This window comes from Streptomyces sp. NPDC093094 (genome assembly GCF_044754345.1).
Lineage (GTDB): Bacteria > Actinomycetota > Actinomycetes > Streptomycetales > Streptomycetaceae > Streptomyces.
Genome location: NZ_JBIVOX010000011.1, coordinates 257,484 through 275,318 on the forward strand (window position 1 = coordinate 257,484; position 17,835 = coordinate 275,318).

17 protein-coding genes and 1 riboswitch are annotated in these 17,835 nt (G+C 69.2%); of the genes, 3 read left to right on the top strand and 14 right to left on the bottom strand.

Translation table 11 applies throughout. The annotated features are described in order from the left end of the window. Positions 1–29 precede the first annotated feature (29 nt). The 4 genes from ACIQGV_RS24805 to ACIQGV_RS24820 form a co-directional block, all read right to left on the bottom strand. Entirely contained in the window at positions 30–1,046 is a 1,017-nt protein-coding gene (locus tag ACIQGV_RS24805) for an NlpC/P60 family protein (RefSeq protein ID WP_402497512.1), read from the bottom strand. Between the two features lie 216 nt (positions 1,047–1,262). After that, a complete protein-coding gene (locus tag ACIQGV_RS24810) occupies positions 1,263–2,297 on the bottom strand; it encodes an NlpC/P60 family protein (protein ID WP_402497514.1) in 1,035 nt (344 codons plus the stop codon). Between the two features lie 249 nt (positions 2,298–2,546). After that, positions 2,547–3,896, bottom strand: coding sequence for an NYN domain-containing protein (locus ACIQGV_RS24815; protein ID WP_402497516.1), 1,350 nt, complete (start codon positions 3,894–3,896; stop codon positions 2,547–2,549). 37 nt (positions 3,897–3,933) lie between these two features. Beyond that, positions 3,934–4,173, bottom strand: coding sequence for a hypothetical protein (locus tag ACIQGV_RS24820; protein WP_402497518.1), 240 nt, complete (start codon positions 4,171–4,173; stop codon positions 3,934–3,936). A gap of 155 nt (positions 4,174–4,328) precedes the next feature. Here ACIQGV_RS24820 and ACIQGV_RS24825 point away from each other — a divergent pair, with 155 nt between their 5' ends. Beyond that, on the top strand, positions 4,329–5,072 hold the full coding sequence (locus ACIQGV_RS24825) for a rhomboid family intramembrane serine protease (protein WP_402497521.1): 744 nt from the start codon (positions 4,329–4,331) through the stop codon (positions 5,070–5,072). Beyond that, positions 5,069–5,350 (top strand): Lrp/AsnC ligand binding domain-containing protein, encoded by a 282-nt coding sequence (locus ACIQGV_RS24830; RefSeq protein ID WP_356688975.1) that lies wholly within the window; start codon positions 5,069–5,071, stop codon positions 5,348–5,350. Before ACIQGV_RS24825 ends, ACIQGV_RS24830 begins: the two co-directional genes overlap by 4 nt. 42 nt (positions 5,351–5,392) lie before the next feature. Here ACIQGV_RS24830 and ACIQGV_RS24835 read toward each other — a convergent pair whose 3' ends face one another. The 6 genes from ACIQGV_RS24835 to ACIQGV_RS24860 all read right to left on the bottom strand — a co-directional run bounded on the left by ACIQGV_RS24835 (position 5,393) and on the right by ACIQGV_RS24860 (position 12,470). After that, positions 5,393–6,754 (bottom strand): aminotransferase class V-fold PLP-dependent enzyme, encoded by a 1,362-nt coding sequence (locus tag ACIQGV_RS24835; protein WP_402497523.1) that lies wholly within the window; start codon positions 6,752–6,754, stop codon positions 5,393–5,395. A gap of 131 nt (positions 6,755–6,885) precedes the next feature. Next, positions 6,886–7,002, bottom strand: a riboswitch (SAM riboswitch). Between the two features lie 76 nt (positions 7,003–7,078). Further along, on the bottom strand, positions 7,079–8,143 hold the full coding sequence (gene trpD / locus ACIQGV_RS24840; RefSeq protein WP_402497525.1) for an anthranilate phosphoribosyltransferase: 1,065 nt from the start codon (positions 8,141–8,143) through the stop codon (positions 7,079–7,081). A gap of 120 nt (positions 8,144–8,263) precedes the next feature. Beyond that, positions 8,264–9,901, bottom strand: coding sequence for a cytochrome bc complex cytochrome b subunit (locus ACIQGV_RS24845; RefSeq protein WP_402497528.1), 1,638 nt, complete (start codon positions 9,899–9,901; stop codon positions 8,264–8,266). Continuing rightward, positions 9,898–10,956 (bottom strand): Rieske 2Fe-2S domain-containing protein, encoded by a 1,059-nt coding sequence (locus tag ACIQGV_RS24850; protein ID WP_402497530.1) that lies wholly within the window; start codon positions 10,954–10,956, stop codon positions 9,898–9,900. Before ACIQGV_RS24850 ends, ACIQGV_RS24845 begins: the two co-directional genes overlap by 4 nt. Then, entirely contained in the window at positions 10,953–11,765 is an 813-nt protein-coding gene (locus tag ACIQGV_RS24855; protein ID WP_402497532.1) for a c-type cytochrome, read from the bottom strand. Before ACIQGV_RS24855 ends, ACIQGV_RS24850 begins: the two co-directional genes overlap by 4 nt. 84 nt (positions 11,766–11,849) lie before the next feature. Beyond that, positions 11,850–12,470 (bottom strand): heme-copper oxidase subunit III, encoded by a 621-nt coding sequence (locus ACIQGV_RS24860; RefSeq protein ID WP_402497534.1) that lies wholly within the window; start codon positions 12,468–12,470, stop codon positions 11,850–11,852. Positions 12,471–12,615: 145 nt separating this feature from the next. Between ACIQGV_RS24860 and ACIQGV_RS24865 the strand changes: the two genes are divergently transcribed. Beyond that, positions 12,616–13,017: a two-component system response regulator gene (locus tag ACIQGV_RS24865; protein ID WP_402497537.1), complete on the top strand. Its 402-nt coding sequence runs from the start codon at positions 12,616–12,618 to the stop codon at positions 13,015–13,017. 54 nt (positions 13,018–13,071) lie between these two features. Here ACIQGV_RS24865 and ACIQGV_RS24870 read toward each other — a convergent pair whose 3' ends face one another. The 4 genes from ACIQGV_RS24870 to coxB all read right to left on the bottom strand — a co-directional run bounded on the left by ACIQGV_RS24870 (position 13,072) and on the right by coxB (position 17,576). Beyond that, positions 13,072–14,328, bottom strand: coding sequence for an Ig-like domain-containing protein (locus tag ACIQGV_RS24870; RefSeq protein WP_402497539.1), 1,257 nt, complete (start codon positions 14,326–14,328; stop codon positions 13,072–13,074). 157 nt (positions 14,329–14,485) lie between these two features. Continuing rightward, entirely contained in the window at positions 14,486–14,884 is a 399-nt protein-coding gene (locus tag ACIQGV_RS24875; RefSeq protein ID WP_402497541.1) for a cytochrome c oxidase subunit 4, read from the bottom strand. Beyond that, complete coding sequence (gene ctaD / locus ACIQGV_RS24880) at positions 14,881–16,620, bottom strand: cytochrome c oxidase subunit I (protein WP_402497544.1); 1,740 nt, start codon at positions 16,618–16,620, stop codon at positions 14,881–14,883. The genes ACIQGV_RS24875 and ctaD overlap by 4 nt, the downstream gene beginning before the upstream one ends. Next, on the bottom strand, positions 16,617–17,576 hold the full coding sequence (gene coxB / locus ACIQGV_RS24885; protein ID WP_402497546.1) for a cytochrome c oxidase subunit II: 960 nt from the start codon (positions 17,574–17,576) through the stop codon (positions 16,617–16,619). Before coxB ends, ctaD begins: the two co-directional genes overlap by 4 nt. Positions 17,577–17,835 lie beyond the last annotated feature (259 nt).

The window sequence follows — 17,835 nt, forward strand, 5'->3', positions numbered from 1 at the left end:
CTTTCCGATCGTAAGGCCGGCCGGCGGGATCAGACCCTGGTCACCGACGCGACGGGCATCATCCCGACCGGGTCGTAGCGCACCGGGGCGCCCGGGTAGGGGGCGTGGATGACCTGGCCGTCGCCGACGTACATGCCGACATGGCTGGCGTCGGAGCGGTAGATGACCAGGTCGCCGGGCTGCGCCTGGGACAGCGGCACCTGACGGCCCGCGTGACGCTGGGCCTGCGAGGTGCGCGGGATGGCGACGCCGGCCTGGGCGTACGACCACTGCATCAGGCCCGAACAGTCGAACCCGCCGGGCCCGTTGGCGCCCCAGACGTAGGGCCTGCCCAGCGCGGAGCGGACGGCGGCGACGGCGGCACCCGCGCGGCCCGGGACAGAGACGGCGCCGTCCGGGCCCGGCATGCCCGAACGGCCGGAGCGTGAGGCCCGGTCGTAGGCCGCACGGTCGGCGTCCGGCAGGGAGGCGAGCAGCTGACGCGCCCGCAGGAGCTTCTGCTCCACCGTGCGCTTGTGGGAGGCGACCGCCCTGCGGCTCCGCTCCAGCTCGTCGAACGTGCCGAGCGCCTCGGCGCGCTCCTGGGAGAGTTCGCGCAGGGCGCCGCGGAGTTCCTTCAGCTGTCCGGCCTGGCGGGCGCCGATGCGGTCCAGGACGGACGCCTTGTCGAGGTAGTCGTCCGGGTCGTCGGAGAACAGCAGGGCGACGGCGGGGTCGATCCCGCCGGAGCGGTACTGGGCCCCGGCCAGCGAACCGAGCTTCTCCCGCAGGGTGTTGACGCGCTCCTGCTGGCGGGCCATGCGGTCCTGGGCGTGCGCGATCCGGTCGCGCAGCGCGTCGGCGCGCTCGTCGGCCTCGTTGTACGCCTCGGTGGCCCTCTCCGCCTCCGCGTGGAGACGGTCCACCTCGGCGCGGGGGTCGTCGTGCGGCGCGGCCACCGCGGACGTGGCGGCGGGTACGGCGCCGAGAGCGGCGACGGAGAGGGCGCACAGGGCACCGATCCCGCGGTCGAACCCGGACGGTGCAAGGCGGCGGTGAGAGCCCACGACGGGACGCGCTCCTTCCACTGGCTGGCTGGAAACGCGGCAGACAGTAACCCCGCGCGGGGGCACCGGCCAAAGACCTCGGCGGGCACACACGGTGACGCCCCGCCGCAGACGCAGGTCAGCAGCGGGGCGTGGAGTCAGAACGCGCCCGTGCAATTCGCCCGTTCGGGCGGCACGGTGTCCTGATCTTGAAGGAGTCGCCGGGACGTCCGGAGGTCAGATCCGGACGCCGAACTGGTACGGCATGTTGTTGATCGACTCGTAGCGCACATAGGCGCCGGTGCGCGGGGCGTGCAGCACCTGGCCGTTGCCCGCGTAGAAGCCGACGTGGTGCAGGTCGCCGTAGAAGATGACCAGGTCGCCGACCTTGAGGTCGGACTGGCTGTAGATGCGGGTACCGGCGTTGGCCTGGTCCTGCGAGATGCGCGGGATACCGACACCGGCCTGGGCGAAGGCCCAGGAGGTCAGACCCGAGCAGTCGAAGGAGGACGGGCCGGAGGCACCGTAGACGTAGGGCGTGCCGATCTTGCTCTGGGCGGCCTGGAAGGCGGCCATGGCGCGGCCGGAGCCCTTCGCGCTGTTGCCGAGGTCCACGCGCTCCGCGGAGGAGCGGTTGGCGCGGGCCTGCTCCTCGGCGAGGGCGGCCTTCTCGGCGGCGTCGAGGGAGTTGAGCAGCTTCTGGGCCTCGGAGAGCTTGCCCTGGACCTCTTCCTTCTTCTTGCCCAGCTCCTCGCGGGTGGAGGCGAGGTCCTTGAGCTTCTCCGTGGCCTCGGCGCGCTCCTGGGCGAGTTCGCGCTGTTTGTCCTGGATCTTCTTCAGCGACTCGACCTGCTGGCCGCTCAACTGGTCGAGCGTGGACGCCTTGTCGAGGTAGTCCTCGGGGTCGGCGGAGAGGAAGAGCTGGACGGAGGGGTCGATACCGCCGCTGCGGTACTGGGCGCTGGCCATCGAACCCAGGCCGTCGCGCAGCTCGTTGAGCTCCTCCTGGCCGCGGGCGACGTTGTCCTGGACGGTGGAGATCTCCTTCTGGAGCTTCTCCTGCTTCTCCTTGGCCCCGTTGTACTTCTCGGTGGCCTGCTCCGCCTCTTCGTAGAGCTTGTCGACCTTCGCCTTGACCTCGTCCTTGCTCGGCTTCTCGCTGGGCGCGGCATTGGCGGCCTGCGCGCTGATCGCGACGGCAGCGGCGGCGGCGGTGGTCAGCACCGTCACGCGTGCGCGACTGGGCTGCTTGGGTCGACGGTGGGAAGCCACGGGGGTGGACTCCTTCTTGTGAGCGATCACCCGATCGGAGGTTCGAGGCATGACCCTAGTGACCTTGCTGTGATCAGTTCAAATCCTGAGGCAAAAATTCCGCTCACGGAGCGCATTCTTTGCCCGCAACTCACGTGCAGTGATACGCGCTTGACGCTACGTTGCGTGAAGAACGGGCCAATTCGGGCAATGCGCCTGTACGTTGCGCTTGGTGCGTACGTGGCCCATGGGGCATACGCCGTGACGGGCTCAGCCGCGCGAGAACCGCTTCAGCAGCACCACCGACGCCACCGGGCGGGCCCCGGCGCGCGCGACCCCGTCGGCCACCTCACGGTCGGTGGAGACGACGATGACAGGCCGGCCCGGCGGCTCGGCGCGCACCAGCTGACGGATCAGCTCGTCCGCGGTGACGCCGGGCTTGGAGAACAGCACCCGCACCCCGCGCGGCGGCGCCAGCAGCACCGGCGCGGCCAGTTCGGCGCCGTCGAAGACACAGGTGACCTCGGCGCCGGTCTGCGCGGCGAGCTGCGAGAGCTGGCCCAGCAGTCTCAGCCGCTGCTTCTCCAGCGGCATCTGCGGATAGCCGGTCTTGGTGACGTTGTAGCCGTCGACCACCAGATGCGCCTGCGGCAGGGCGAGCAGCTGGTCCAGGATCGCCGGGTCGTCCTCGGACAGCGCCCGCGCGGCGATGTCCTTCGGCGTCATCCGCCCCGGCTCGACCGCGTCCACGGTCTCCGCCGGGCGCACCGACACCGGCGGCAGGGCGAGTTCACGGCGCAGCCCCTGGGACGCCTCCAGGACGGTGTCCAGCAGCAGCCGCACCCGCATGTCCTCGACGCTGCGCCCTTCGCGTGCCGCCTTGCGGCTGGCCTCCAGGGCGGCCTCGGTCTCCCCGAGGCGGGCCTTGAGACGCCGTGTCTCGCTCTCGGCGGCGGACACCTGCGCATGGCTCTCCGTGCGCACGCCCTCGATCTCGCCCTGGATCTTGCGCAGGGCGGCCTCGCCGCGCTTGACGTCGCTGAGCGCGGCGCGCAGCTTGCGGTGGAGCGACTCCGTCTCCTTGCGGGCGGCCTCCAGCTCCACGCGCGTGCGCTCGGTCTCGGCGCGGGCCTGTTCGCGCGCGGCGGCCAGTTCGGCGCGCAGCCGCTCCAGTTCGGCCCGGCTCTCCTCGTCGGCGCGTTCGGCGTCGGCGCGCTGGGCCTCCTCGCCCGCGGCCGTCACCAGCTTCACCCAGCCGGCCGGACGCAGCACATAGGCCGCGGCCGCCACGTCGAGGGGGTCCGCGGCCGGCGGGGGCGACCCCGAGTCCAGCGCGGCGGCCAGTTCGGGCTGGGCCTCCCGGAACTTCTCCCCGATCCGCTGCCGGAACAGGGAGTCGGTCTCCAGCGCGGAGGCCATCGCGTTGCCCGCGAACTTGGCGCGGCGGTTGGCTGCGAATCGGGCGTACTGTCTGAGCTGGGCGGGCAGTTCGGCCACGGTCAGCCCCCCGAACCCGTCCGAGACGATCTGCACGACCCGGCGCCGCACCCCGTCGGGCAGCGGACGGTCGAGCACCTCGGCGGCGCCGTCGCCCGGCCCCCCGCCCGTGGTCTCCACCATCCGTCACACCCCAATGCCCGTGCGGGGCCCGCTCCCGTCAGGAGCCGGCGCCCGGCCTGTCCACCAGTTCCACCTGATCCACCGCGTTGCACCAGCGGCAGCGCACCGACTCGATGGTCTCACTGACCACCTCGCGCTCCTCCACGCTCGGCTGTCCTGCGAGGTCGAGGTGGACGTACTCCACGACCTTCGACGAGCGGGTCACATCGAAGCGGGTGAGGTTGCCGCACAGGGTGCAGCGCCACCGGGTCGAGTCGGTGGGCAGGGGAACCGTCATCGTGGCTGTTCACTTCCTTCTAGTCTCCGCGATGCGCCGGCGTACCGGCACGTGTGGCTCGTAACCCTACGGCCTGGGGACGACACCCCGCCCGCCTGTCCACGGCGGCGAGGCGATCTGTATGTATGCGTCCGGTTACGCCATGCTCTGTGTTCATGATCAGCGACTGGAGCGCGAGGGCCGGCCGGACGGCCGTGGCGATGCGGCGGCCGACGGCGCCGGTGACGTACGGACTGATCGGCCTGTGCTGCCTGATCTTCCTGATCGGCCCGGCGTCGGGCCTGAACCCGGTCCACGGCAGCGGGGACGGGCTGGCCCTGGCGCAGCGGGCCTACTTCCGGCGGTGGGGAGTGGTCCCGGACCAGTTGTTCGAGGGCTCCCCCCGGGCCGCGCTGACCACGGCGACGGCGCTCTTCGTGCACGCCAGCTGGGTGCATCTGCTCGGCAACATGCTCTTTCTCTACGTCTTCGGCGTGATGACCGAGAGACGCCTGGGGCGAGTCGAGTTCACCCTCTTCTATCTGGGGTGCGGCTGTCTGGCCCTGCTGGGCTACGCGGCCGCCAACTCCGGCTCCGGGCAGTCGCTGGTGGGGGCGTCCGGGGCGATCTCGGCGGTGCTCGGGGCGTTCCTGTACCTGTTCCCGAGGGCGCGGGTGACCAGTCTGCTGCCGTTCCTGTTCTTCCTGCCGCTGCGGTTCCCCGCGTGGGTCGTGCTGCCGTTCTGGGCGGCCCTGCAGTGGCTGGCCGCGGGGCGGGCCACGGGCGGGCCGGGGGTGGCGTACCTGGCGCACCTGGTGGGCTTCGGCCTGGGCTTCGCCTACGCGTGGGCCCGTCACGGCCGTACGACTAGAGTGAAAGCCGCCCCAGCTCCGGCCCCCGAGGGAGAGAACCAGCCGTGATCACCGCGATCGTTCTGATCAAGACCAGCGTGGACCGGATCCCGGAGATCGCCGAGCAGGTCGCCTCGCTGGATTCCGTGAGCGAGGTCTTCTCCGTGACGGGGACGTACGACCTGATCGCCATGGTCCGGGTGCGGCAGCACGAGGACCTGGCCGATGTCATTCCGGGGCGGATCAGCAAGATCGCGGGCGTCGAGGCGACGGACACGCATGTCGCCTTCCGGACGTACTCGCAGCACGACCTCGAGGCGGCTTTCGCGATCGGGCTCGATTCCTGAGCGTCCCGTGCCCCCTGGAGCGTCCCCAGGGGGCGCGTCACCTCACACGGCCGGGACGCAGCGGCCCTCCTCCGTGCGGTAGGTCCACCTGGCGCCCTCGGTCACCAGTTCCTTCACGGCCGCCACGAAGCGGTCGACGTGCTCGTCGGGGGTGCCCGCGCCGAAGCTCACCCGGATGGCGTTGAGGGACTTCTCGCCGGGAGCCGCCTCGGGGGCACCGCACTCGCCCTGGGTCTGGGGGTCGCTGCCCAGGAGGGTGCGGACCAGGGGGTGGGCGCAGAAGAGGCCGTCGCGGACGCCGATGCCGTACTCGGCGGAGAGGGCGGCGGCGAAGTGGGAGCTGTTCCAGCCCTCCACGACGAAGGAGATCACCCCCACCCGCGGGGCGTCGTCGCCGAAGAGGGAGAGGATCCTGACCTCGGGGACCTCGGCGAGGCCCGCGCGGACCCGGTCGACCAGCTGCGTCTCCCGGGCGACGAGGGAGTCCCAGCCCGCCTCCGTCAGGGCCTTGCAGGCGGAGGCGATGGAGTAGGCGCCGATCACGTTCGGGGAGCCGGCCTCGTGGCGGGCCGGGCTCTCGTGCCACTCGACGGCCACGCCGCCGTCCTCCCGCCGGGTGACCTTGCGGCTGGCGCCGCCGCCCGCCAGATACGGCTCCGCCTCCCGCAGCCAGTCGGCACGGCCGGCCAGGACGCCCGAGCCGAAGGGCGCGTACAGCTTGTGCCCGGAGAAGGCGACCCAGTCGACGTCCAGGTCGCGCACGCTCACCGGGTGGTGCGGGGCCAGCTGTGCGGCGTCCAGCACGATCCGGGCGCCGTGCGCGTGGGCGGCCGCGGCGAGCTCGCGCACCGGCCAGATCTCACCGGTGACGTTGGAGGCGCCCGTCACGCACACCAGGGCCGGGCCGTAGGGGTCACGGCCGGCCAGCGCGCGCTCCAGGGTCTCCACCGCCTGGCGCGGGGTGCGCGGGGCGTCGAGGCAGGTGACCCGGGCGTCCCGCCAGGGCAGCAGCGAGGCGTGGTGCTCGGTCTCGAAGACGAAGACCTGGCAGTCGGCGGGCAGGGCGCGGGCGAGCAGGTTGAGGGAGTCGGTGGTGGACCGGGTGAAGACCACCTGGTCGTTCTCCCGGCAGTCCAGGAACCCGGCGACCGTGCGGCGGGCGTTCTCGAACAGGTCGGTGGACAGCTGGGAGAGGTAGCCGGCGCCGCGGTGCACGCTGCCGTAGTACGGGGCATAGGCGGCCACGTCGTCCCAGACGCGCTGGAGGGCGGGGGCGCTGGCCGCGTAGTCGAGGGCCGCGTAGACGACCTCGCCGCCGGTGACGAGCGGGACGGTGACATCCCGGCCCAGAACGGGCAGCGGGGCACAAACGGACTGGTCGGCGGCAGCGACGGAGACAGACATGGCGAGGACTCCCGTGAGGGTGGAGGAAGAAGAGAAAGAAGGGAACGCGGAGGCGGGGCTCGGCGGCCCTATCGCATTCGCTTGCTCACGGAAGGCTCCCTCGAACGACCAGGACCCCTGGTGTCGAGAGGGGTCCGCGCTTGCCGTGGACCTTGCTGTCCACGGCCTGGTCCTCACCCGGGGCACCCCGCCACGGACGGAGGGTTGCCGGACAGTCGGCCGGGGCCTCATGACTGTCACTCATGACCTGGTACAGGAACGTACGCGAAGTGATCGCCGCCCCGCAACCCGTGTCCGGATCGCGGGACGGCCGTCGGCGGGAGGTCAGGCGTTGCTGGCCGCCACCCAGCGGTCCAGCGTCCGCTGCGCCGCGCCCGAGTCGATCGACTCCGCGGCCTTCGCCATGCCGGCCCCGATCTGCTCCGCCAGCGGCGCTCCGGTCGGCTCCAGCGCCACCAGCGCGGCCGCCGAGTTGAGCAGTACGGCGTCCCGGACGGGCCCCGTCTCGCCGCCGAACACGCGCAGCGCGACCTCGGCGTTGTAGGAGGCGTCCGCGCCCCGCAGGGCCTCCACCGGGACCAGGCCGATGCCGACCTCGCGCGGGTCGAACGCCTCCTCGGTGACCTTGCCGTCCCTGACCACCCACACCCGGGAGGTGGCGGTGGTCGTCAGCTCGTCGAGGCCGTCGTCCCCGCGGAAGACCAGCGAGGAGTTGCCGCGCTCGGCGAAGACGCCCGCGACGATCGGCGCCATGCGCGCGTCCGCGACCCCGACCGCCTGGGCCCTGACCTTCGCCGGATTGGTGAGCGGGCCGAGGAAGTTGAAGGTGGTCCGGATGCCCAACTGCCCGCGGGCGGCGGCCACATGACGCAGCGCCGGGTGGAACTTCACCGCGAAGCAGAAGGTGATCCCGGCCTCCTCCGCGACCTGCGCCACCCGCTGGGGGGTCAGCTCCAGGTTGACGCCGAGCTTCTCCAGCACGTCGGACGCGCCGGACGCCGACGACGCCGCGCGGTTGCCGTGCTTGACGACCTTCGCGCCGGTGCCGGCGACCACGATCGAGGACATGGTGGAGATGTTCACCGTCCTGGCGCCGTCCCCGCCCGTGCCGACGATGTCGACGGTGGCGCCGGGCACCTCGATGACATTGGCGTGCTCGTACATCGTGCGGACCAGACCGGTGATCTCCTCCACGGTCTCGCCCTTGGCGCGCAGCGCCACCGCGAACCCGGCGATCTGGGCGTCGGTGGCCTCGCCGCGCATGATCCGGTCCATCGCCCAGGCGGTCGCCTCGGCGCTCTGGTCGTGCCCGTCGAGCAGGGCGTTCAGCACCTGGGGCCAGGAACGGCCCGCCGCGGTGTCGCCTCCAGCGGGGGTCACAGCGCTCATCAGCCGCTCCTGAGTGTCGTGAGGGAGTGTGATCCCCAGCCTATCCAGCCCGGGGCAGGGCGAAGGGCCCCGTCCGAACACCGGACGGGGCCCTTCGCTGTGGCGTGGCGAACGCAGCGATCAGTGGTGGCCGTGGCCGCTCGTGATCTCCTTGTACTCCTCGACGGTCGGCTTCTCGATCTGGGAGTCCTCGCCGAAGTACGCCTTGCTCAGCTTGGCGCGCAGCTTCTCGGAACCCTTGACCTTGCGCTCGACACCGTTCTCGTCGACCGTCGGCCCGATCTCGGCCGGCTTGTACTGCTCGTGCGCGGTGAGGGTGTGCAGCTGCTCCTGGCTGAGCGGCTCGTGCACCTCGATGAACTCACCGTGCGGCAGGCGCTTGATCGTGCCGGTCTCGCGGCCGTGCAGGACCTTGTCCTTGTCACGGCGCTGGAGGCCGAGGCAGATCCGCTTGGTGAGGACGAACGCGATGATCGGTCCGGCGAAGAAGCCGATGCGGACGAACCAGGTGACCGCGTTGATCGACAGGTGGAAGTGGGTGGCCCAGAGGTCGTTTCCACCACCGATCAGCGTGATCATGTACATCGTGATCCAGGCGACGCCGAACGCGGTGCGCGTCGGGGCGTTGCGCGGACGGTCCAGGATGTGGTGCTCGCGCTTGTCGCCGGTGATCCAGGACTCGATGAAGGGGTAGACCGCGAGGGCGATCAGCACCACACCGAACAGGACCAGCGGGATGAACACGCCCAGGACCAGCGTGTGGCCCCAGAGGTTGATCTCCCAGCCCGGGAAGAAGCGGATCAGACCCTCGGCGAAGCCCATGTACCAGTCGGGCTGGGCGCCGGTGGACACCTGGTCCGGACGGTAGGGGCCCATGGCCCAGATCGGGTTGATCTGCGCGATCGCCGCGATGGCCGCGATGACACCGAAGACCAGGAAGAAGAAGCCTCCGGCCTTGGCCATGTAGACCGGCAGCAGCGGCATGCCGACGACGTTCTTGTTCGTCTTTCCGGGGCCCGCGAACTGCGTGTGCTTGTGGTAGAAGACCAGGATCAGGTGGCCGACCACGAGACCGAGCATGATGCCCGGCAGCAGCAGGATGTGGATCGAGTAGAAGCGGGCCACGAAGTCGGTGCCCGGGAACTCGCCGCCGAAGAGGAAGAACGAGATGTAGGTGCCGATGACCGGCGTCGACAGGATCGCGCCCTGCGTGAAGCGGACACCGGTGCCGGAGAGCAGGTCGTCCGGGAGCGAGTAACCGGTGAAACCGGTGAACATGCCGAGGACGAACAGCAGGAAGCCGAACAGCCAGTTGATCTCACGCGGCTTGCGGAACGCGCCCGTGAAGAACACGCGCATCATGTGCACGAACATGCCCGCGAGGAAGATCAGCGCGGCCCAGTGGTGGATCTGCCGGATGAGCAGACCGCCACGGACGTCGAAGCTGATGTCCAGCGTGGAGGAGAACGCCTCCGACATGAGCTGGCCCTGCAGCGGCACGTAACTGCCGTGGTACTCCACCTCGTTCATCGACGGGTGGAAGAACAGCGTCAGGTACACACCCGTGAGGATGATGATGATGAAGCTGTAGAGGCAGATCTCACCCAGCATGAACGACCAGTGGTCGGGGAAGATCTTGCGCATGTTGGCCTTGGCCAGGGAGTAGATCCCGAGCCGGCCGTCGGCCCAGTCGGCGATGCGCTCGCCGGCCGGGGCCTTCCCGCGAGAGCGGGACTCGGTGGTCTCTTGAGTGCTCATCCGCGCTCCCAGAAAGCAGGACCGACGGGCTCCGCGAAGTCGCCGAGCGCCTCGAGGTAGCCCTCGTCGTTCACGCCGATCTGCAGCTGCGGAAGGGCGTGACCGGCGGGGCCGAAGATGACCCGGGCACCGTCGGACAGGTCGAAGGTGGACTGGTGGCAGGGGCAGAGCACGTGGTGCGTCTGCTGCTCGTACAGGGAGATCGGGCAACCGACGTGGGTGCAGATCTTCGAGTACGCCACGATGCCCTGGTGGGACCACGCGAGCTCTTGCTTGTCCTTGATGTCCTCCGGCTGGAGCCGGACGATCATCAGAGCAGCCTTGGCGATCTCGTTCTGGAAGTCGTGGTCGTCCTCCTCCAGGCCCTCCGGCTTGGCGAACGTCAGCGAGCCGACGGCGACGTCGGACGGACGCAGCGGCTCGTTGGTGTTCATGTTGACGAGCAGCTTGCCCTTGCTCCACAGGGTGTGGCGGAGCTTGTCCTCGGGCAGCGGGCCGAGGTCGCGCAGCAGCACGACGCCCGACAGCGGCACCAGGGTGAGCGCACCGAACATGGTGTTGCGGATCAGCTTGCGCCGGCCGATCACCGACTCCTTGGCGCCCTGGCGGAAGTCCTCGTGGACCTTCGCGCGGACCTCCTCGGACGCGGCGATCGGGTGACGGTCGTCGGCGACCTCCACGTCGGACATCAGGGTGCGGGCCCAGTGGACCGCGCCCGCGCCGATGCAGAACAGGGCCGTGCCGAGGGTCAGGCCCAGCGCGAAGTTCAGCGCGTTGAGGTGACCGATCGGGAAGACGAAGACCGACTTGTCGTGCGGGATCGCCACGTACGAGGCGATGAAGCCGACGGTGGCCAGCATCGACACCGTGAACAGCAGGGCGACCGCACGCTCGGACCGCTTGGCGGCCCGCTCGTCGATGTCCTGGATCCGGTGCTCGTGGGGCGGCAGCCCCGGGTCGGCGAACGGGTTCTTCTCGTCCGCGACGCTCACCGCGCCGTGCGCGGTCCCCTGCTCAGCGGGCAGGTTCTCTTCTGGAATGTCTTGGCTACTCATGACTTCTTGGCCTTTGCGGTCCGAGCGGCGACCCAGACGGCGACCGCGATCAGCGCGCCGAGGCCGAAGATCCAGGAGAAGAGGCCCTCGCTGACCGGCCCGAGGCCGCCCAGCTCCAGACCACCCGGGTTCTCGGTGTCGTCGCTGTTGACCGCGTCGAGGTACGCGATGATGTCCTTCTTGTTCTGCTCCGACAGGGTGGTGTCGGGGAAGGAAGGCATGTTCTGCGGGCCGGTCTGCATGGCCTCGTAGAGGTGCTTCGGGTCGACGCCCTCCAGGCTCGGGGCGTACTTGCCCTTGGTGAGCGCGCCACCCTTGCCGGTGAAGTTGTGGCACTGCGCGCAGTTCGTGCGGAAGAGCTCGCCACCCTTGGCGATGTCCGCACCCTCGGGGCCGTACTGCTCCTCGGTCGGAACGGTCGGGCCCGCGCCCAGCGAGGCGATGAACGCCGCGAGCTGGTCGATCTCGGCCTGCGAATAGAGGTTCTTCTTCTTCGGCACCTGGGCGCCCTGGGAGGTCGCCGCCGGCATGCGGCCGGTGCCCACCTGGAAGTCGACGGCAGCGGCGCCCACGCCGACCAGGCTGGGGCCGTCGGTGCTGCCCTGACCGCCGGTGCCGTGGCAGCTGGCGCAGCCTACGGCGTAGAGCTTCTTGCCCTCGTCGATGGCGAGGGACTGGGCGGTTTCATCGGCCTGCGCCTTGTCCGCGGGCGCGAACACGGCGTACAGCCCCCCGGTGGCCGCCAGCGCGAGGAGTAGGACGACGACCGCCGCCAGCGGATGGCGTCGTCGTGCGGAGAGCTTTTTCACGGATTACCCCGGTGTCAGGATCTTCTGCGTCGATGCTTCTGGGATGTGCGCGCGTCGGGTGAGCGCGCGAGTGATCGGTTCCTGCTACTTGATCATGTAGATCGTGGCGAAGAGACCGATCCAGACGACATCGACGAAGTGCCAGTAGTAGGACACGACGATGGCGGCCGTCGCCTGCTCGTGAGTGAACCTGCGGGCCGCGTAGGTGCGCCCGAGGACCAGCAGGAAGGCGATGAGTCCGCCCGTCACGTGCAGGCCGTGGAAGCCGGTGGTCAGGTAGAAGGCCGAGCCGTACGGGTCGGAGGAGAGCGAGAGCCCGTCCACCTTCACCAGCTCGGTGTACTCGTAGACCTGACCGCCGATGAAGATCGCACCCATGACGAAGGTGACGATGAACCACATCCGGAGCTTCTTCACGTCACCGCGCTCGGCGGCGAACACGCCGAGCTGGCAGGTGAGGGAGGAGAGCACCAGGATCGTGGTGTTGGTCGCCGAGAACGGGAAGTTCAAGGCGTCCGCCTTTTCACTCCAGAACTCTGGACCCGTCACCGATCGCAGGGTGAAGTACATCGCGAAGAGGGCCGCGAAGAACATCAGCTCGGAACTCAGCCAGATGATGGTTCCGACGCTGGTGAGGTTCGGCCGGTTGACCGACGGGTGCGCGTGCCCGGTTTCTACTGTCGTTGCTGTCGCCACGACCGACATTATGTCGGTCGCTTATCCCGCCCTCACTCCGGGGGGTGCCGTTCGGAGTGTTGCTGCCCTCCGAACCGGTGTTGACGTGGTGTTCATGGGAGTAGCATCCGAGCGAAGGGCCCCGTCCGTACGACGCCGACGTCTCGGAGGAACCATGCAGCCGACCGCCACCGTGCTGGTCTACAGCGACGACTCCAACACCCGTGAGCAGGTCCGGTTGGCCGCGGGGCGCAGGCCCGCCCCGGACGTCCCCTCGGTGGAGTTCGTGGAGTGCGCGACGCCGGACGCGGTGCTGCGGGAGCTGGACCGCGGCGGCATCGACGTGTGCGTGCTCGACGGCGAGGCCGTGCCCATGGGAGGCATGGGGATGTGCCGGCAGATCAAGGACGAGGTCTTCAACTGCCCGCCCGTGCTGCTGCTCATCGGCCGGCCGCAGGACGCGTGGCTGGCCACGTGGAGCCGGGCCGACGCCGCTGTGACGCTTCCTGTGGATCCGGTGGAGTTCGCCGCGGCCCTGGCCTCCCTGCTGCGCCAGAAGCGCCTCCAGAGCGCCTGAGCACCCCGAGGGGCGCGGACCGTGGTCCGCGCCCCTCGGGGTGCCCGCGTCCGGCTACACCGCGGCCGGTCTGAGGCGGGCCGTCTCCTCCGCCTTCGGGGTCTCCGGCTTGCCGCCGGTCAGGGCGCTGCCCTCGCGCCACTTGGCCCAGGTGAGGTTCCAGTCGCCGAAGCCGTTGCTGAAGGGCTCCATCGTGTCGCCGTAGGAGTTGACGACCTTGACCAGGTCGCCCTCGCGGACGTTGTCGAAGAACCACTCGGCGTTGGCGGTGCTCATGCCGACGCAGCCGTGGCTGACGTTGTCGTAGCCCTGGGAGCCCACGGACCAGGGCGCGGCGTGCACGTACTCGCCGCTCCAGGTGACACGGGTGGCGTAGTAGACCGGCAGGTCGTAGGACTCGGCGGAACCCTCGGCGATGCCGATGCTGGTGCCGCGCATACGTACGTAGTACTCCTTGCCCAGCACGACCTTGACACCGTTGCGGGTCTCGAAGCCGGGCTTGCCGGTGGTGACCGGCATGGAGTTGATCTCCTTGCCGTTCTTGTAGACGGTCATCCAGTGCGAGGACGCGTCGGTGACGGCCATGACGCGGTCGCCGGTGGTGATCGTCAGGGGCTTGGCCCGGCCGCCCCAGAGGCGGTCGCTGACCTTGATGCCCTCCAGGTTGCTGCTCATCCGGATCGTGGCGCCCGCGGGCCAGAAGTCCTTGGGCCGGTAGTGCAGGTTCTTGTCGTCCACCCAGTGCCAGACACCGTCCGCGCTGGGGGTGGAGCGGACCTTCAGGGCGCGTTCGACGACGGCCCGCTGGGCGGGGTCCTTGACGGGCCTGCTCAGCTCGGCGGTGACGGGCTGGCCCACGCCGTACTTGCCCGCCTTGGGGCCGAAGGTGACGTCCAGGCGCTGCTTGGTGAGGGGTTTCCCGGTGTCGAAGGTGACGACCTTGCGGCCGGGGGCGCCGCCCTCGTCCTCGGTGCTCACCCGGACCGTGTAGCGGGCGTCCGCGGCCAGCGGTGAGGTGCTGTGCCAGCGGGTGCCGTCGGCGGAGAGTTCGCCCGCCACATGGCGTCCTGCGGCGTCGACGGCGGTGACGTCGGTGATCCGGCCGTCCGAGTCCTCGGCCGTGATCTCCAGGGGCCTGGCGGGATCGGCTTTCTCGCCGTCGCCCTCGGGAGCGTTGAAGGAGACCTGGTCCGCGGCGTCGTACGGCGCCTCGGACAGCGGGTTGCCGTCGCCGCCACAGGCGGCGAGGGCGGATCCCAGGGCCATGACCAGCAGGGTGCAGCCGGCGACGATGCGCGGAGAGGTGTTCATGGCCTCACGCTAGGAAGCCGCGTCAACCGCGGCACGCCGGGGAACTCGATCGGATTACGGATGTTGCGCGAAAAGGCGGAACCCGGACCCTCCGTGACGGAGTGTCCGGGTTCCGAAGCGCTCAGCGCGTGTTACTGGTTGCGGTTCTCACCGCGGTTCACTGGGTGCGGTTCTCACCGCGGTAGTACTCGAAGACCCAGCCCCAGATGCCGAGCAGGATGATCGGGGCGGCGAAGTACAGCAGCCACCAGCCGACGGCCACGCCCAGGAAGGCGATGGCGCCACCGGCACCCAGCATCAGCGGCTGCCAGCTGTGCGGGCTGAAGAAGCCCAGCTCACCGGCGTCGTCCGCGACGTCGGCCTCCTTGTTGTCCTGGGCACCGGTGTCGACACGCCGGGCGGTGAAGCCCAGGTAGAAGCCGACCATGATGCACAGGCCGAAGGCCAGGAACAGAGCGGTGGTACCGGCCGGCTCCTTCGACCACACGCCGTAGAACACGGCCATGGCGAGCACGAAGACGCTCAGCCACATGAACATCTTGCCCTGGATCTTCACTTGCCGGCCTCCTTGCCGCCCGCCAGCGCGGCGGCTTCCTGGCCACCGTGGCCCAGCTGCTCCAGCGCGGCGATCTCAGGGTGGTGCAGGTCGAACGCCGGGGATTCGCTGCGGATCCGCGGCAGGGTGAGGAAGTTGTGCCGCGGCGGCGGGCAGGACGTGGCCCACTCCAGGGAGCGGCCGTAGCCCCACGGGTCGTCGACCTCGATCTTCTTGCCGTACTTGGCCGTCTTCCAGACGTTGTACATGAACGGCAGGATCGACAGACCGAGCACGAACGAGGCGATCGTCGAGATCGTGTTCAGGGCGGTGAAGCCGTCGGCCGCCAGGTAGTCGGCGTACCGGCGCGGCATGCCCTCGGCGCCCAGCCAGTGCTGGACCAGGAAGGTGCCGTGGAAGCCGATGAACAGCGTCCAGAACGTGATCTTGCCGAGGCGCTCGTCGAGCATCTTGCCCGTCCACTTCGGCCACCAGAAGTGGAAGCCGGAGAACATCGCGAAGACGACCGTGCCGAAGACGACGTAGTGGAAGTGCGCCACCACGAAGTACGAGTCGGAGACGTGGAAGTCCATGGGCGGCGAGGCCAGGATGACACCGGTCAGACCACCGAACGTGAAGGTGATCAGGAAGCCGGTCGCCCAGAGCATCGGTGTCTCGAAGGACAGCGAGCCCTTCCACATCGTGCCGATCCAGTTGAAGAACTTCACGCCGGTCGGGACGGCGATGAGGAACGTCATGAAGGAGAAGAACGGCAGGAGCACGCCGCCGGTGACGTACATGTGGTGCGCCCACACGGTGACCGACAGACCGGCGATGGCGATGGTCGCCGCGATCAGACCCTGGTAGCCGAACATCGGCTTGCGGGAGAAGACCGGGATGACCTCACTGATGATGCCGAAGAACGGCAGGGCGATGATGTACACCTCTGGGTGTCCGAAGAACCAGAAGAGGTGCTGCCACAGCAGGGCGCCGCCGTTGGACGCGTCGAAGATGTGCGCACCGAACTTGCGGTCCGCCTCCAGCGCGAACAGGGCCGCGGCCAGGACGGGGAAGGCCAGCAGGACCAGGACACCGGTCAGCAGGACGTTCCACACGAAGATCGGCATACGGAACATCGTCATGCCCGGAGCGCGCATGCAGATGATCGTGGTGATGAAGTTGACCGAGCCGAGGATGGTGCCGAAGCCGGAGAAGGCCAGACCCATGATCCACATGTCGGCGCCGATGCCCGGCGAGCGGACCGCGTTCGACAGCGGGGAGTAGGCGAACCAGCCGAAGTCGGCCGCGCCGTCCGGGGTGAGGAAGCCGGCCACCGCCACGAGGGAGCCGAACAGGTACAGCCAGTAGGCGAACATGTTCAGCCGCGGGAAGGCGACGTCGGGGGCACCGATCTGGAGCGGCATGATCCAGTTCGCGAAGCCGGCGAACAGCGGCGTCGCGAACATCAGCAGCATGATCGTGCCGTGCATCGTGAACGCCTGGTTGAACTGCTCGTTCGACATCATCTGCAGACCCGGGCGCGCCAGCTCGGCGCGCATGAGCAGCGCCATGACGCCGCCGATGCAGAAGAAGACGAACGACGTGGCCAGGTAGAGCGTTCCGATCGTCTTGTGGTCGGTGGTCGTCAGCCACTTCACCACGACGTTGCCGGGCTGCTTGCGCCGGACCGGCAGCTCGTCCTCGTAGTACGAGTCTTCGGCTGCCCCGGCACCCTGAGGTTCGTTGAGGATGCTCACAGTTGGTTCGTCTCCCGGTTCTTCTCATGGGCGGTCTGCTCGATGCCCGCGGGAACGTAACCGGTCTGCCCCTTCTTGGCGAGGTCCTTCAGGTGCTGCTCGTAGCGCTCCGGGGAGACGACCTTCACGTTGAACAGCATCCGGGAGTGGTCGACGCCGCACAGTTCGGCGCACTTGCCCAGGAAGGTGCCCTCGTGGTTCGGGGTCACCTGGAAGGCGTTGGTGTGGCCCGGGATGACGTCCTGCTTCATCAGGAACGGCACCACCCAGAAGGAGTGGATGACGTCACGCGAGGTCAGGACGAAGCGGACCGTCTTGCCCTCGGGCAGCCACAGGGTCGGACCGGGGTTGCCGGTCTGCGGGTTGCGCTCACCGGGGACACCGCAGGCGTACACGCCGCCGGCGTTGTCCGGGAACGCCTCCTTGTAGCGGTCCGGGATCGCGTCCAGTTCCTTGGAGGTCTTGGCGTCGCCCGTGGAACCTTCGACGTTCTCGATGTAGTTGAAGCACCAGCTCCACTGGAAGCCGACCACGTTGACCGTGACGTCGGGCTTCTTGGACAGTTCGAGGAGCTTCGACTCGTCACGGGCCGTGAAGTAGAAGAGGACCGACACGATGATGATCGGGACCACCGTGTACAGGGCCTCGATCGGCACGTTGTAACGGGTCTGCGGAGGTACCTCGATCTTCGTGCGGCTGCGCCGGTGGAAGATGGCACTCCAGAGGATCAGGCCCCACACCAGCACGCCAACGGCGAGCGCGGCGGCCCAGGAACCCTGCCACAGGGAGAGGATCCGCGGAGCCTCTTCTGTGACGGGGGTGGGCATGCCAAGGCGGGGGAAGTCCTTCCATGTGCAACCGGTCGCGGTCGCCAGGACCAGGCCCGCGGTCAATGCCTGCAGCAGCTTCCGCCGCATCGGGCGCCGCGGCGAGCGGTCGGAGCCGTTGGGACTCACGTAGCGCCTTCCCGAGAGTCTCGCCCGCGCTGTACGGCTGCGGCCTTCTCGCTGGTCGGTCGCCGCCCTGCGTCGGGCAGGGGTTTGGATGTTTATGCGGACCAAACCCTAGCCGACGCCTTCCAGGGGTTCGCGGGGAGGGGTGCCTAGTGAAGGGGGTGGTTCGCTGGTTTGGCGGGTGCGGATCGCGCGCGGCTCGTCGCACGGTTCCCCGCCCCCCTTGGGCATGCTGTCCTCCGGCGCGTTCTAGCGTTGCCGT